This window comes from Enterococcus sp. DIV0187, assembly GCF_051713785.1.
Taxonomy (GTDB): Bacteria; Bacillota; Bacilli; order Lactobacillales; family Enterococcaceae; genus Enterococcus_A; species Enterococcus_A avium.
Genome location: NZ_JBIOQO010000001.1, coordinates 2546862 through 2563064, shown reverse-complemented (window position 1 = coordinate 2563064; position 16203 = coordinate 2546862). Strand labels below are relative to the sequence as shown.

Annotated in this window: 12 protein-coding genes; 10 read left to right on the top strand and 2 right to left on the bottom strand. The window is 37.2% G+C overall.

The genetic code is table 11. The features are described from left to right. The first annotated feature begins 3 nt into the window (after positions 1 to 3). The 10 genes from IGI52_RS12500 (at position 4) to IGI52_RS12455 (ending at position 13739) form a co-directional block, all read left to right on the top strand. Positions 4 to 2067 carry a glucose PTS transporter subunit IIA gene (locus tag IGI52_RS12500; protein ID WP_438781500.1) on the top strand — a complete coding sequence of 688 codons (2064 nt, stop codon included), beginning with the start codon at positions 4 to 6 and terminating at the stop codon, positions 2065 to 2067. A 138-nt stretch (positions 2068 to 2205) separates the two neighbouring features. Continuing rightward, positions 2206 to 4137 carry an NAD(P)/FAD-dependent oxidoreductase gene (locus IGI52_RS12495; RefSeq protein WP_438781498.1) on the top strand — a complete coding sequence of 644 codons (1932 nt, stop codon included), beginning with the start codon at positions 2206 to 2208 and terminating at the stop codon, positions 4135 to 4137. 75 nt (positions 4138 to 4212) lie between these two features. Continuing rightward, positions 4213 to 4965 carry a DeoR/GlpR family DNA-binding transcription regulator gene (locus IGI52_RS12490; RefSeq protein WP_438781497.1) on the top strand — a complete coding sequence of 251 codons (753 nt, stop codon included), beginning with the start codon at positions 4213 to 4215 and terminating at the stop codon, positions 4963 to 4965. A 171-nt stretch (positions 4966 to 5136) separates the two neighbouring features. Continuing rightward, positions 5137 to 6333: an iron-containing alcohol dehydrogenase gene (locus IGI52_RS12485; protein WP_438781496.1), complete on the top strand. Its 1197-nt coding sequence runs from the start codon at positions 5137 to 5139 to the stop codon at positions 6331 to 6333. A 10-nt stretch (positions 6334 to 6343) separates the two neighbouring features. Next, positions 6344 to 7783: a glycoside hydrolase family 1 protein gene (locus tag IGI52_RS12480; RefSeq protein ID WP_438781494.1), complete on the top strand. Its 1440-nt coding sequence runs from the start codon at positions 6344 to 6346 to the stop codon at positions 7781 to 7783. Beyond that, a complete protein-coding gene (locus IGI52_RS12475) occupies positions 7767 to 8561 on the top strand; it encodes an HAD family hydrolase (RefSeq protein WP_438781493.1) in 795 nt (264 codons plus the stop codon). The genes IGI52_RS12480 and IGI52_RS12475 overlap by 17 nt, the downstream gene beginning before the upstream one ends. A 335-nt stretch (positions 8562 to 8896) precedes the next feature. Beyond that, entirely contained in the window at positions 8897 to 10087 is a 1191-nt protein-coding gene (locus IGI52_RS12470; RefSeq protein WP_438781492.1) for an iron-containing alcohol dehydrogenase, read from the top strand. A 16-nt stretch (positions 10088 to 10103) separates the two neighbouring features. Further along, complete coding sequence (locus IGI52_RS12465; RefSeq protein WP_438781491.1) at positions 10104 to 12170, top strand: glucose PTS transporter subunit IIA; 2067 nt, start codon at positions 10104 to 10106, stop codon at positions 12168 to 12170. A 63-nt stretch (positions 12171 to 12233) separates the two neighbouring features. After that, positions 12234 to 13217, top strand: a complete 984-nt coding sequence (locus IGI52_RS12460; RefSeq protein WP_438781490.1) for a nuclear transport factor 2 family protein — start codon at positions 12234 to 12236, stop codon at positions 13215 to 13217. A 348-nt stretch (positions 13218 to 13565) separates the two neighbouring features. Beyond that, positions 13566 to 13739, top strand: a complete 174-nt coding sequence (locus IGI52_RS12455; protein ID WP_438781489.1) for a DUF960 family protein — start codon at positions 13566 to 13568, stop codon at positions 13737 to 13739. Positions 13740 to 14263: 524 nt separating this feature from the next. Here the strand turns inward: IGI52_RS12455 and IGI52_RS12450 are convergent. Together IGI52_RS12450 and IGI52_RS12445 are read right to left on the bottom strand one after the other, a co-directional pair. Beyond that, a complete protein-coding gene (locus IGI52_RS12450) occupies positions 14264 to 14590 on the bottom strand; it encodes a hypothetical protein (protein ID WP_438781488.1) in 327 nt (108 codons plus the stop codon). 322 nt (positions 14591 to 14912) lie between these two features. Next, positions 14913 to 16124 carry a tyrosine-type recombinase/integrase gene (locus IGI52_RS12445; protein WP_438781487.1) on the bottom strand — a complete coding sequence of 404 codons (1212 nt, stop codon included), beginning with the start codon at positions 16122 to 16124 and terminating at the stop codon, positions 14913 to 14915. Positions 16125 to 16203: the final 79 nt, after the last annotated feature.

The window sequence follows — 16203 nt, the reverse complement described above, 5'->3', positions numbered from 1 at the left end:
TTAATGGAAAAGAAGGGAAAAAAAGGAAGTAAAAGCTTTGGTTTTTTGCAATCGCTAAGTCAATCATTTATGACACCAGTGGCGATCTTGCCTTTGGCTGGGCTTCTACTAGGTGTTGGTGCGGCACTACAGACAGGTTTGTTGATTGAACAGCTTCCGTGGCTGGATTCTGGGATATGGCCGATGGTTTCTTCTGTTTTGAGAGAGTCAGGAAATATTGTTTTTAGTAATTTAGGGTTGATCTTCGCTATCGGAGTAGCGATGGGGATGTCTGAAAATGATGGTGTTGCAGGAATGGCTGCTGCCATTGGATATCTGATTATGAACAAAATGATTAGTGTTGTTGGAAATATTACACCTGAAATGATTATGCTCGAAGAAAATCGCGGGAAATACACAACTGTTTTAGGAATCCCGACACTTCAAATGGGTGTGTTTGCTGGAATTCTAGTGGGACTCATGACGGCATATCTTTTCAAAAAGTTTCACCAACAGAAGCTTCCTTCTGTTTTAGAGTTTTTCCAAGGCAAACGATTAGTTATCATTGTCACGGCTGTTTCATCAATTGGTTTAGGAATCGCTTCCTTATTTATTTGGCCGTATATTCAGAATGGGATAAATTGGGTGTCTTCCAATGCGATAGAGTCCAATAAATTCTTATCCATGTATGTTTACGGATTTGCAAATAAGGCTCTAATACCTGTAGGTCTGCATCATGTGGAGAATGTTCCTTTTTGGTATATGTTTGGAGAGTATGTTAATAAAGCTGGGGAGGTAATTAATGGTGATTATAATATCTACTTTGCTCAATTAACAGATGGAGTTCCAATAACCGCAGGATTGTTTATGTCAGGTAGTTACCTTCTAAAGATGTTCGCGTTACCTGGAGCAGCTTTCGCAATGTACCGATGTGCAAAGCCAGAAAACAGGAAAAAAGCAGGCGGGCTGTTGCTCTCCGTGGCATTTACAGCTTTTGCAACGGGAATTACCGAACCAATAGAATTTATGATCTTATTTGCCGGCTTACCGCTGTATGGTTTTTATGTTGTTACAGCAGGTTTAGCCTATATAGTCTGCTATATATTCAATATTCACATTGCTTTAACCTTTGCTGGTGGGCTTATTGATTTTTCTTTGCTTGGAATACTTCAAAATGCCAATAACTGGTATCTAATGATCCCATTAGGAATGTGTTTCTTTGCTTTGTACTATTTCTCGTTCAAATGGATGATATTAAAATTTAATTTTAAAACTCCTGGTAGAGAAAACACGGAAGAGATCGAGAAATACGAAGGATTTAGTAGTTTTTCTGCCGAGGACTCACTTGAGAAAAAAATAATTAGCGCTCTTGGTAAACATGGTAATATTGAAAAAATTGGTGCCTGCTTAACTAGATTGAGAATTACTGTAAAAGATCCTTCACTTGTAAAAAAAGAATTATTTACGAAACAATTAGGCGCTGCTGGAGTAATGGATATGGGAAATAATCTTCAAATTGTATACGGTACTCAAGCGCAAATATTATCGGATAACATAAAAGCTGTCTTACGAGGCGAGGTATTAGAGACGATAGAGAAGTCTGAAAAAGTTCAAGTCGAATCTGAATTTCAAGAAGCATTTTCCTTACCACTTGAAGGGGAAATCATTAGAATTGAAGAGGTGAATGACAAGGTCTTTTCAAGAGAGTTGGTTGGACCAGGTTTTGCTATAGTACCTTCTCAAAGTGAAGTTAGATCACCAGTAAATGGAACAGTCAATCTTGTATTTGGCACAAAGCACGCGATAGGAATCGTATCTGAAAATGGTGAGGAAATACTTATCCATATCGGTATTGATACAGTTAATCTTGCTGGAAAGGGGTTTGACGTTTTCGTTTCACAAGGTGATAGGATCGCTTCTGGTCAACTTCTTATGACTGTTGATTTAGAATACTTAAATCAAAAAGGAATGGATACAACTTCACCAATTGTCTTTCCGAATCGTTTAGGGTTTAAAGCAGAGTGGGATAAAAGAAGTTTAAAGAAAAGCAAGAACAATATGGAACTACGATTTATTAAAAAACAATAGCTTGAATAAGAAAGTAGACAGTGTTGCTGTCTGCTTTTTTTGTAACAATCAAAAAATAAAAATACCGATCAACATAATGATTGATAAATGATTATATAGGTGATATAATAATCAAAAATAGATCAGGAGATGATTGGAATGGACTTTGGAAAATTGTTTGAACCAATTGAGATTGGAACGATGAGAGTTGAAAATAGATTTGTTGTACCTGCTATGGATAGTGGGACTACTACCGTAGAACATACTTTTTCAAAACAATCAATCGAATATTTTGCAGCTAAGGCTAAAGGTGGATTTGGATTGATCATTCCCGAATACATGGCTGTGACACCAGAAGGAATTGGAAATCCGAAAGAAGTCGGAATATGGGACGATCGATTTATTACAAATCTGAAAGAACTAACAGATAGAATTCATGAGTATAATGGTAAAGTGGCTGCGCAATTGCACCATTCTGGGTTAATGTGTAAACAAAAAGATACAGGAGTGCAACCTGCAGGTCCGAGTGCCGTGGCAGCGAACAATAATCTTGAATTAGTCAGGGAATATGACAATCAAGAAGTCCATGAACTGATTGAAGCTTATTCTGATGCAGCAGTAAGAGCACAAAAAGCGGGGTTCGATGCCGTTGAAGTCCATGCCGCTCATGGTTATCTAGTTGCTCAGTTTTTATCGAAAGCGACAAATAAGCGGGTAGATGAGTTTGGTGGTTCGTTCGAAAATCGCTTTAGGTTCGCAGGACAGATAATCAAACAAATCAAAGAAAAATGCGGTAATACTTATCCAATTATCTTTAGAATATCCGCAGAGGAATTCCTTGATGGTGGAAATTCCATAGAGGAATGTGTTATCTATTCCACGATGGCGGAGGATGTCGGAGCAGACGCAATCCATGTTTCAACAGGTACAGGAATGGGTGGAAATATCGTTACTCCATTATACTTCGATCCAGGTTTTAATGTTAAGAGCGCAAAAGAGGTAAAAAAAGCGGTACAAATTCCTGTTATCTCAGTTGGCAGAATCAATGATCCGTATTTGGCTAACCAAATCGTTAGCAGTAATCAATCAGATTTGGTGTCGTTAGGTAGACAGTCGATTGCTGATCCAGAATTTCCTAATAAAATTAAAGAAGGACGGATTTCGGAAATCTTTGTGTGTACAGGCTGTATGCAACGCTGTTACTACTCGCCAGGATGTGATGAAGATGATAAAGGGATCTCCTGTTTAATTAATCCATTATCTGGAAAAGAATACTTATGGGAAATTAAGGAGACAGAAAAACCTAAAAAAATCACTATTATTGGAGCGGGTCCTGGTGGATTAGAGGCAGCGTGGATATTAGCCAAAAGAAACCACGATGTGACAGTTTATGAAAAACAGTCAACTCCAGGAGGAATGTATAAATTAGCGGCAGTGCCACCAAAGAAACAGGATTTGGCTAAAACGATACATACGTACACAGTATTGTGTGAAAAATATGGAGCAAAGCTTGTTTACAATACAGAAGTTACAGAGGAAATGCTATTAGCATTGAATAGCGATGTAATTCTGATAGCAACGGGTAGTCAACCACTATTGCCTCCGATTAAAGGGTTAGATCCGATGAATTGTACGAAAGCAAATGAAATTCTATCAGGTAAGAAGGTCATTGCAAATAAAAAAGTTTTGATCATCGGTGGCGGATTGGTAGGGTGTGAAGTTGGAGAATTACTAAATTTTTATAAGAATGATGTCAGCATAGTTGAAATGGCACCGACATTTGCTAAGGAAGCAACAACAAGAGTCAGAATAGTATTGATAGACCGTTTAAAAAAAGCTGGAACACAGTTATATGCGAATACAAAAGTGATGGAAATTTTAAATAATGGAATTATTGGCGAGGTAAATGGAAAACTGATCGAATTGGATGGTTATGATGAAGTGGTGATTGCTTTGGGATCAATAAACTATAATCCTTTTGGAAATATTAAAAAACCCGGTGCAAAGATTTACACAATTGGCGATGCTTTAAAAGCTAGAGATGCAAAATACTCAATTTATGAAGCAGCAAAATTGGCCAACAGTCTGTAAATTGACAACGATCTGATTTGTTTTTTACCAAATGATCATTATTTGATATAATAATGATCGAAAGAGGGTGCTTATGTGAAAACACTTGATAGAAGAAGAAAACTTAAGACATTAGTTCAAGATAACGATTATTTGTCAGTAGATGAACTATGTGAAAGGCTGGATGCTTCTCCTGCAACCATTCGAAGAGATTTAACTTATATGGAAACTCACGGTGAAATTGAAAGATTTCGTGGAGGTGCAAAAGCTGTATCTGATAACAAAGGCTTAAAAAAAGCATTAGACTTAGATAAACGATTAGAAGAGAAGAAATCGAGTAAGCGGAAAATATCTCGAATCGCTGCTGAGACCATTCAGGATAATGAGTATGTGTACATTGATACATCATCTACGACCTATTTTATTCCTGAATATATTACCGCAAAAAATGTTGTTATCGTAACAAATGCGGTCTTATTGGTGGAAAAACTTTGGCGTTTGGGAATTGAGACATATGTTCTCAATGGATATATCGATGAAGAGTCTGGCTCAATCGTAGCTGAGGACACGATCGAAAAAATTGATACACTTAATTTTTCTAAGTGCTTCTTAGGTGCATATGGGATTGATTCTGAGAGCGGCTTTACAACTTATGGAACAGTCGAAGGAGAAATGAAGAAGAAATTGATTGCTAACTCAAAAGAAACCTTCATTCTGGCAGACAGTACAAAATTTGGAGTAAATGCGTTTTACACATTCTCGACGCTTGAGCAAGCAAAAATCATTACTGATAAAGCGCCAGAAGAAATCAAAAGAAAGACAAAAGTAATTGAGATCGAAGAAGAGTGATCAAATCTGATCATTCTTCTTTTTTTAAAAGTCAATCGCAGTTTCCAACGAGCAATAAAAGCTCACATTTTTTAAAAAAGCATCTTTTTGATCGATAAATGATTATATATATTGATATTTTGATTGAAAAATAGTAGAATGTGATTATTGAATGATAGGAGATGATTTGTTGTGAGTGAGCAATTAACGTTTCATATTGCGAGTACTACTTTTGTCACTGGACTAGGAACAATTGAAAAAATTACTGACTTTACTTCGGAATACAGAGTGAATAAAGTGATGGTCGTAACAGATGAAAAAATCAAAGAACTAAGTATCTTTCGGAAAATGATTGATCAGCTCGAGGAGTATCATATTCAGTATACGGTATTTTCTGGAATCACCCCCAATCCTAAAGACTCTGAGATCATGGATGGCTCGAGTGCTTTTAAAGCTGAAGAATGTGACGCGATTATTGGAATTGGCGGTGGTAGTGTAATGGATGCTGCAAAAGCTATTAGCGGGATCGTTTTAAATGATGGCTTCATCATGGATTATGGCCGTAGTAATCCAAATAAAAAGGCTTTTGTAAATGGACGAGTACGATTGGCATTAATCCCAACGACATCAGGAACGGGCAGTGAGATAAGTCCCCATGCAGTCATTACCAATACGAAGCTCCGTAAGAAATCAGATATTCAAGAAAAGATATTTTATCCTGATTATGTAGTGATGGATTCTTCTGTATTAATGAGCTTACCAGAAAATATCACTGCTGATACCGGTGTGGACGCATTAACTCATGCCGTGGAGGCTTTTACCAACAAAAAAATGACGTATCTATCCTCCCCTTTACACGACGCGATCGGTCTTGAGGCAATCAAACTAGTCAATGAAAATTTGAGACGTGCATTTTATTCCGGCGATGTAGATCTGACTGCAAGAGAAAATATGCAGTGGGCGGCTATGTTAGCAGGCTTTGTCTTAGATCTTGATGCAGCAGCTGTGCATGGGCTATCTGGATTTTTACAGACGAAATATTCCGACATGACACATGGACAGTCGGTAGGAATGATGTTGCCGACTGTTATGGAATTCAATATGGTGAGCTGCCCTGATCGCTTTAGAAAGGTTTCAGAAGCATTGGGTGTTGATACAAAAAGTATGACAGATATGCAGGCAGCAAGAGCGGGAGTCGCTGTAGTTAGAGAACTGCTGTCTGACTTAAACTTTGCAAAGCTGCAAGACTTTATGGATGATCCGGCAGAAATAGAGGATTTTATCGAAACAGCTGCGAACAACAGCATGCTAAAAAATAATCCTAGAAAGATGACGGTCGAGGATGTAAGACAAGTTTTTCTGGATGTATACAACGAGAATTATTCATAGGGGTGAAATAATGCAGAACCAAGGATTTCCAGAAGATTTTCTATGGGGTGGAGCAACGGCTGCGAATCAAATTGAGGGTGCCTATCTAAGTGATGGTAAATTACCTTCGATCGCGGACGCGATGCCAGGCGGAAAGAAGAGATTTAAAATCATGGGTAGTGAGGATTTCGATTGGAACATTTCCAAGCATAAGTTTGGCTATCCCAATCACAAGGCAATTAATCATTATGAACGTTTCAAAGAAGATATTGCCCTTTTTGCAGAGATGGGATTTAAGTGTTATCGATTATCCATCGCCTGGTCAAGAATTTTCCCAAGAGGAGATGAAGAAGTTCCAAACAAAGCGGGGCTTAATTTTTATCATCAAGTATTTGATGAATGTTTAAAGTATGACATTGAACCGGTAGTTACGATTTCACACTATGAGATGCCGCTCGTCCTTGCAAAGGATTATGGTGGATGGAAAAATAAGAAATTGATCGGTTTTTATAAAAGATATGCAGAAACGGTTCTAGAATGTTTTGCAGATAAGGTGAAATACTGGATGACCTTTAATGAGATCAATAGTGCATACCATTTTCCGTTGCTTAGTCAAGGGATGTCATATGGTGATGGAGCAGAAAATATGACAGACGTGATGCAAGCCTTTCACAATCAGTTTGTTGCTGGAGCTTATGCTGTAAAAAAAGGACATGAGCTAGATAAAGGATTGATGATTGGCTGTATGGCTCTTTATGCGACGACCTACGCATATGACTCACACCCAGAGAACCAATGGGAGAGACTTAAAAGTAATCAAGAATTTAATCAATATTGCATTGATGTTCAGGTCAACGGGGAATATCCTTATTATGCGAAAAGAATGTACTGTGATCTAAATGTAGCCAAGTTGGATATCACTTCTGAAGAACTAGCAATTTTGAAGGACAACACGATAGATTATATTGGTTTTAGCTACTATATGTCCACGACAAAAAATGTGGTTGATTCTAGTTTGGAGATTGTAGCGGGGAATATTCTTGGTGGAGTAAGGAACCCCTTTTTGAAAAGCAGTGAATGGGGTTGGGAAATCGATCCACTGGGGTTGAGGATCGCACTGAATGAACTTTACGATAGATACAAGCTGCCATTATTCGTAGTTGAGAATGGATTTGGTGCGATTGATCAGATCAAAGAGGATGGTTCGATCGAAGATGACTACCGTATCGACTACATTAGACAACATCTTCTTGCCATTGAAGAGGCATTATGCGATGGCGTAAATGTAATGGGATATACTGCATGGGGATGTATTGATCTGATCAGTGCCTCAACAGGTGAAATGTCCAAACGATATGGATTTATCTATGTGGATTTCGATAATGAGTTAAAAGGTACTGGAAATCGTTTACGCAAGAAATCCTTTTATTGGTATAAGAAGGTGATTGAAACAAATGGAAGTGAAAAATAGTATGGCAGAAAAAGGAATGTTTTTTGATTTAGACGGAACGCTTTGGAATAATAATGACCCAAAATTGTCTGAAAAATTGGTTCAGACGCTAAAATGCATGCAACAGAAAGAATACAGTCTCTTTATCAATACCGGGAGAACCTTTCGAGCAATCCCGAAAGAGATAAAACAAGCGATTAAGTGGGACGGATTCATTTGTAATAACGGACAAATGGTTTACGATTGCGACGGCAGCATGCTCTTTTCCCATAACTATCCAGAAGCGATATATACGAGATTATTGGAGATAGCAAATGAAAATGATTTATGTATGGAAATCAAAACAAGCATCAAAAGATACCTCACGCGTGAATGCGATGATCTGGTTAAAATAGCACACCAATACTTTGGACTCGAGATACCAGAAGTTCTAGGCCACACAATTATCGATCCAACAGAGGTAACCGCCATGATGGTATATGGCAAAAAGGAAGAACTCGATTTATTTAATACTGTTGACGAGATTAACGTAGTTCATGGAGAGTCGTATTTTGCTGATCTGATGCTAAGAGGCATTAACAAATATAGCGGGTTGAACTATATGAAGGAATACAAGTCGATCAATTTCTGTATTGCTTTCGGTGATTCAAATAATGATTATGAAATGTTGAAATATGCTGATATAGGAATTGCTATGGGAAATAGTTCGAATGAGATAAAAGGAATTGCGGATTATGTGACTGCCCCTGTACATGAAGATGGTGTTTTTTCTGCATTAGTTGAGTACTTTTCTAAATAGGATACTAAAAGATATTTCCAATCAAATCAACGGAAACCTGCACTCTATCTTAATTGAGTGCAGGTTTTTAACTTGCTAAATAAATTAAGAGATAACTTACGATTTTTAATAAGAGTGTACACGTGAATAATTGATCTAGATTAAAATGATTGGAAAATGATTTCTATCGTCGATATATTGATCATAAATAGATGCTAATTAGTATAATCACTCCTTTATGATCAATTGGTGATTGACAATCGATTGTTCAATGATTATAATATGATTAAATCAATGGCCGTTGATTAGAAAATGAAAACGCTTGTTGCTTTATATTGAGAAGGAGACGTTTAACTATGTTGAAGGAAACAAATTCTATTACTATCGGAAGTGTTAAAATTACTATAGGTAAAAATTCCTCAAATCAAGTGGCAAATGAGTTGTCACTTTTGAAGAAGAAGAATGCATTGATTGTAACTGATCAAGGTATTGAGCAAAATGGGTTGCTGGATAATGTAAAAAAAACATTATCTATCAGCAATTATGACTATACGGTTTTTAATGAAATTACAGCAGATCCTGCAAGCAAGTTAGTAGAAAAAGGAACGGAGATTGCTAAAAAGAATCACTGTGATGCAATTATTTCTGTAGGCGGTGGCAGTGTCATGGATGCAGGAAAAGCCATTGCCATGATGGTTACTAATGAAGGCAGTATATTAGAGTATGATAACAGTCCTGAGGGCGGGAAAGTTTTTATAAATGAGGGACTACCGGTCATTTCAATCCCAACAACCAGTGGGACAGGAAGTGAAGTGTCTCCTTACAGTGTTATTACAGACAAAGCTCAAAATAAGAAACGAACAATCGGCGGAAATATCCTTGTTTCTAAGGTGGCTTTAATTGATCCGGTACTTACATTGGGGTTGCCGAAAAGAATGACTGCGGCAACAGGCATCGACGCATTAGCTCACGCGATTGAGATGTATACTTCTGAACGAATCGTTACAGCGCAAGGATCGACGATCATTTCTGATACGATTGCACTTGAAGCGATTAAGCTAATTTCTCAAAATTTGCGTCAAGCATGCAGCCTTGGTAATTTGTATGAAGCGAGAAAAAATGTAATGCTAGGTAGTACAATGGCAGGCTTAGTGTTGTCAGCTGGTTCTGGTGGGGCACATGGGTTAGGAACACCTCTAGGAGCCCATTTCCATATCCCTCATGGAGAGTGTGTAGGTATGATGCTGCCGGAAGTGATGGAGTTTAATAAGTATGCAGCACCAGATCGATTTGCTAAGATCGCTCAGGCAATGGGAGTTGATATAAGCAATTTGAACGATGTAGAAGCAGCAGATGAGGCAGTAAACTCTTTGAGAAAATTATTACAAGATATTGATTTTCCTAAATTATCGGATTGGATTTCAGAAAAAGACATTCCTTTATTAGTGAAGGACGCTGTAAAAGAAAAGTGTTGTCAAATCAATACAAGATTGATTAAAGAGGAAGAAGCGACATCGATCTATCAAGAAACCTTAAACCAAGTTTAAGTGGGGGAGGAAGAAAATGGAGAATGTAAAAAAAATAAAAGATACTGTTGCTTCCGGTATTCACAAGATCGGACCAGCGATTATGCCTGTTATTGCAATCCTACCGATTGCTGGGATTATGCTTGGTTTGGGAACCGGAATGACGCAAGAGGCAATTGTTAAGGCACTTCCTTTTCTAACAAATGGATTTTTTACTGGACTTTCAGCATTTATGATTGCATTTGGTAATTTGATTATTGGAAATCTATCTGTTTTGTTTGCTGTTAGTGCCGCGGTCGTATTAAGTGGCAACAAAGGGATAGCTGGTTTATCTGCTTTAGTCGGATTTTTAACGATGAACCTGACAATTAGTTCTTTTGGCGGCGTCACAACGGAAATGACTGTTGAACAATCAAACCGTTTTGGGACGGTATTAGGTATTCCAACATTAAATACCGGAGTTTTAAGTGGTGTACTTATTGGTGTTATTGCTTATAACTTATACAAAAAGTTTAAGGACGTGGAGTTCCCGACACTTCTTGAGTTTTTCCAAGGTGAGAAATTTATTCCCATCATCACTGCAGTAGCTGGTATTATTCTTGGGTTAGTTCTTTTAGTTGTTTGGCCGCCAATTCAAAATGTCTTGGACGGTTTCTCAAATTGGGTAGCGACAACTAATTTACGCTTTTTAGCGGTATTCTTATACGGATCAGTGATGCGTTTGGTTCAAGCGTTTGGATTGCAACATTTAATTTGGCCAATTTTCTATTTCCAAGTTGGTTCGTTTACAGACGCGGCTGGACAAGTTTTACATGGAGATTTGCCAATCTTCTTTGCACAGATGGCAGAAGGTTTCCGACCGATGACTGCTGGTGGGTTTATGACAGGCTCCTACGTCGCTGGGATGTTCGGTGCCCCAGCTATCGCTTATGCGATGTACAAGGAAGCAAAATTCGAGAATAGAAAGAAGATTATTGGCTTACTTTTAGGAGCGGCAGTAACAGGATTTTTAACAGGTATCAGCGAACCAATTGAATTTGTGTTCCTCTTTATTTCTCCAATGCTCTGGGTAGTATATAGTGTATTTGTCGGTTTAGGTTACGCGATTATGGATTTACTAAATATTCGTGTAGGAACGTCATTAGCAGGTAATATTTTAGATTTCTTCTTATATGGAGTCATACCGGATACGACTAATTGGTACTTGCTGATCCCAGTCGGGTTAGCGTTCTCCGTGGCCTTCTACTTTACATTTAGATTCTTAATTAGAAAATTCAATATCTTAACTCCTGGTAGAGGAAAGATCATGGAGGACAATATAATTACTGAGCAGTCTTCAGATAAAGGTTCATTAGCTGTTAGTGTTTTAAAATATTTAGGTGGGAAAGAAAATATTCGGACAATAACAAATTGTGTAACCCGTGTGAGAGCAAATATTAACGATATAAACTTAGTAGAAATGGATATGTTTGAAGGATTGGGAGCGACAGCAGCGATTAAGGTTGGTGCGAATAATGTTCAAGTTGTATTTGGAAGTGCTTCAGCAAAAATCGCTAACAATATCAATGATATTTTGGAAGGAAAATTAATTGCGGATGACGCAATCAGTATTGAAACATTGAATAATCAAAAATCTGAGAATGCGTATACAGGTGATGAAATTATCGTATCACCTATGACAGGTGAATTAGTAAAACTGAGTGATGTACCAGATGAGGTATTCTCAAAGAAGATGATGGGTGATGGATTTGCTATTAAGTTATCTGATGGAAATGTTGTTTCACCAGTAAATGGAAGAATCTCAAGTGTCTTTCCAACAAAACATGCAATTGGCATCGTTTCTGATTTAGGAAAAGAGATTTTAATTCACATCGGATTAGACACGGTGGAACTCAAAGGAGAAGGATTTGTTGTATTTGTTAAAGAAGGCGATGTAGTTGAAGCAGGCCAACCTTTAATGCGCGTTGATATTGAAGATGTTCAGTTTAAAGCCCCATCCATGGTTTCTCCGGTGGTTTTCGTTAATCTAAATGAAGAACATGTGTCGACACCAGATGTGAAAAATCTGGTATCAGGAGAACCGCTAAATGTTAAATTTGAATAGACTTAAAAGAGTTAATATGAAATATTGATCAGTGAATTTTAGTGAATATATAGGAGAAAAACTATGAGCAGAGAAGATTATTTAGAAATTAAAGAGAATTTTGAGAAATTTACTCAAGCATGGAAAAATCAAAACAGCGATCTTTTAGATGAGGTTTTTGTTTCTGAAGCGGCCTGTTACTTGAGTACTGTTGAGAAATATCCTTGCGGAAGTCAACATGGTGTTTTAGGTATGAAGGATTTTATGGAGGAGACACCAAAACCAGATTTTTTCCACATCATTCCATGTAACTATGTTTCAAGATTATCAGGAAAAATAGCTCAGCAATCAAGTACTTTAGTTTGTCGTGCCGGAGTTTATGAATATGATGACGTCCGTGTATTAGACTTTAGCGCCTTGGTCACAAACAAATGGGAAAAGACAGATACTGGTTGGCGAATTGTTGAGATGCGATTAGATATTGTCGAATGTCAAGGAGAGTACAAAGAATTTGTAGAAAAATGGTATTTCGAAAAGCAAGATCTAAAGTACTATTTCGGCATTCATTTACCTGTCATTTCTGGAGACCTTGACAATCCATGGGAAAGAATTAAGGAAGATGATGATGTGAAAGTGGAGGAAGAAAAAGTTCTTGAAGCCTTTTCAAAATATGCATTTGGCATTGATACTCTTACTTTCACACTTCTAACCGAAACTCTTTCAGATGATTTGACAGTAAATATGGCTCCATGGGGTGCGATGGATAAAAGAGAGTTTATGCAAACGCTGAAATTCAAACGCCAAGCGAATAGTTACTGGGATCATCCAGTGACTTTGGATTCTATTGAACTTAAAGGTGATATGGCGTATGTGAAGCTTCATCGTATGGCAGGTCATAAGCAAAGTAATCATCCAATCAGTATCACAAAAGAAAATGCTGAGAAAGTTTACGCGGATGCTCGTTACGAGTTGAAGTTAAGAAAAGAGAATGGTATTTGGAAAGTTTTCAGATTGGATTATTTCTTAGGAACGATTGATTTGGGAAGTTATAAAGAATTTTGTGATTAACTAAAATATTTTGTTGTATCCATCTTGCAATAACCTGATATTAGAATAGTAAAAAGCACTCAGTAATTTTTTTGCTGGGTGCTTTAGTAATTGCCATCATGATCATACTCGACCTATTTTATAATTTAGGCATTTTTGATCAAATGTAAAAGAGCTATCTTCTATTTGGAATTAAGCATATGATTACTGATACATTATCAGCGGGAGCATTGACGATTATAAAATCCTGGCTTCCCATTTTTTACAACTATGAAGAAATTCATTTCATAAATACATTATTACCCTGATGCCCAATCTTGTTAATCGATGATTGGGTTATTTTTATGCTTAAGGAGGAAATAGCATTGTTTGACACAAGAAAATCGCTACCTAACGATAAGGGTAAACGGACAATTACTAAAAGAAATGCAGCTACGTTTCTGGCTATTGAGTTATGAAAAATTAAAGGAATCAGAAGTGAACGTGGATTACTTACAAGTCTTTGGATTCAATCGTGATGATCAACAAAAAAATTTCAAATGAAAAAAAGTAAGGTACAAGAATGTATAGAATGGGTTGTTTTAGAATGTAATTGAAGAGCGCATATATGTGAAATTACATAACTTTGCCAATACTTTATGGATTTGTCACCAATCAAACTGAATGGTTTGGTTAAGGTGGTTTTCTTAACAGGAGTAAAGGTTATATTGAACAGATAAGCTGATATTCTAAAGTTAAGAAAAATATGTTAGGAGAGGTTCAATTTGAAAATAATTAATCAGATATTAGAATGAAAAAAGGCAGAAGAAATTGCGTAGGAAAATATGAGAAAGGGTGAAAAAACCATCTAAAGATGCTTCACGCTCTAGTGTTGATTCAATAATTATTGCAGAAATCATGAAAGCAGTGGGTGAATCTAGATTTATAATTATTCCTTTAATTAGAAAAGCTGGACTTTAGAAATTGAGTCGATATTAACTGTAGAGTTTTTTTGCTCGTGTAAAAAGAGAGGACAGCTAAATGGCCATCCTCTTATGCGTACGGTGATTGATACCGTGATCTTTTAATTATACCAATTGTGAAGCGGTGCATTCGCGAGCGACCGCCTTTAAAATACATACAGATTCTGCTACTGATAAACCATTTGATCGCTTGATGACTCGTCCTTGATTAATGGCGCGACTTAGAAGTATACGGACTGCTGGAAATCTATAATCCCAAAGTTTGAGAGGAATATCATTCATATATGGATCACGAGATTTGCATGCATCAGCAGGGACTAACGTTTCTAAGTCACCAAAAGTAATTGCATCTGCTAATTCCAAATAGAATTCTTCATGGGAAATTTTGTTGTGCAAATACATTTTACGTTGTTGATCATAGTTGAAAGCCATTTATACCACGCTCCTATAATTTGGTTTATCACCATATTGATAGGGGTGAAGCCCATGATTTATTCATTTAGAGCTGATCAAAAAAGTGGCTTAACTTTGGCTTAACTTTACCTTCAATACTCTGCAAAACAGTGCAAACTTTTGATATTCGAATTTTTGGAAACAGCGTAGAATCGCTGTCGTTTCAACAAACTACAAACATAAACACAAAAAAGCCAGGCTCTCGATAAGCCTGGCACAATTTGTATAAATGCTGATATAGCAACGTTTTTGAGATATTAATTTTTTAGTGGCTAAAATTTTGGCTAAATTCAAATTATTTTTATAAATTTTCGTCGTCTTTATCATTACTGCGAAATGATGGTAGCAGTGTTGTTAATGCTCCTCTCAGTTGATCCTCAGAGCGTTTTGTAGTGTGTGCGTAGATTTTACCTACCATAGATGTATCGACGTGTCCTACGCGATCTGCGACCGCTTTGAGCGTGACTCCATTTTGTACGAGTAATGAGATGTGAGTGTGACGAAATCCGTGACCATCGATTCTTTTCAGCTTTTCACCAGCTTCTTTGTCCATCAAATCCTGAATTCTGACGCGCCATTTGCGAATGCCAGTCGTACTCAAAAAACGAGTACCATCCGTATCGCGATTATTTGTGAAAATAAGCCAGTTTTCATTCCAATTGGGATATCTTGATTGCTGTATTTCGCGCCATTTTTCCATCACATTAAGCGTTTCCGCATCAATCGAAATGTGTCTCGTTGATGATTTATTTTTCGTGCGTTCAGCAATATACTCACCTTTTTCGCTAGTTGTAACAGCTCTGTGAATGTACATTGTTTCTGATTTGAAATTTAGATCTTTCCACATTTGAGCACGAACTTCTTGTGAACGAGCGCCAGAGAGTGCTAATAAAACGTGAAATGCATACTGCTTATAGTTTCGCTTGTAGTTCTTTTCTGCTAACTGCTTAGAGATTTTTAAGAACAAATCAAGTTCTTCTTCTTCGTAAAAATCATCAATTTTGGAACGCTCTGAACCTGCTTTTTTTCTTGGTGTATCAACATTTTTCGCTGGATTCTTCGTTATCATTTCCAATTTGTGCGCTAGATAAAATGGTTCAACAAATCGGCGAAACATCAGATCACAGCACACAAATCGTCGCGACAGCTCTACTGAGTAGTCGTTGATCATGAAAGGTGTTATTTCATCTAATTTCATGTGCCCAAATTTTGGGAGAAAATGGTTCTTATACATACCTTTTACTTTCTTAGTCGTCGCAGGTTCTCTTGTTTGTTCAAACTTTTCTATCCATATTTCGTACGCATCTTTGTACGTTAAATTTTCTTTTTTTGAGTTTTGCCAATATTCGCCAGCGGCTACTTGTCGTTCAATCTCAGCAGCAATCAATGTTGCTTCTTTTTTGGTTTTTATGCTACGACGTTTTGCTATTGCGTACTTACCTGTAACTGGATTTTTACCTGCGGAAACTTGCACAGTATACGTTCCGTTTTTTTGTTTCTTAATCGATGCCATGGTTTTTGCTCACCCTTTCGGTTTTGAGCCAGCCCGCCGTGGGCTAGACTCTGACTTCAGGATGATGATTGGAAAATGA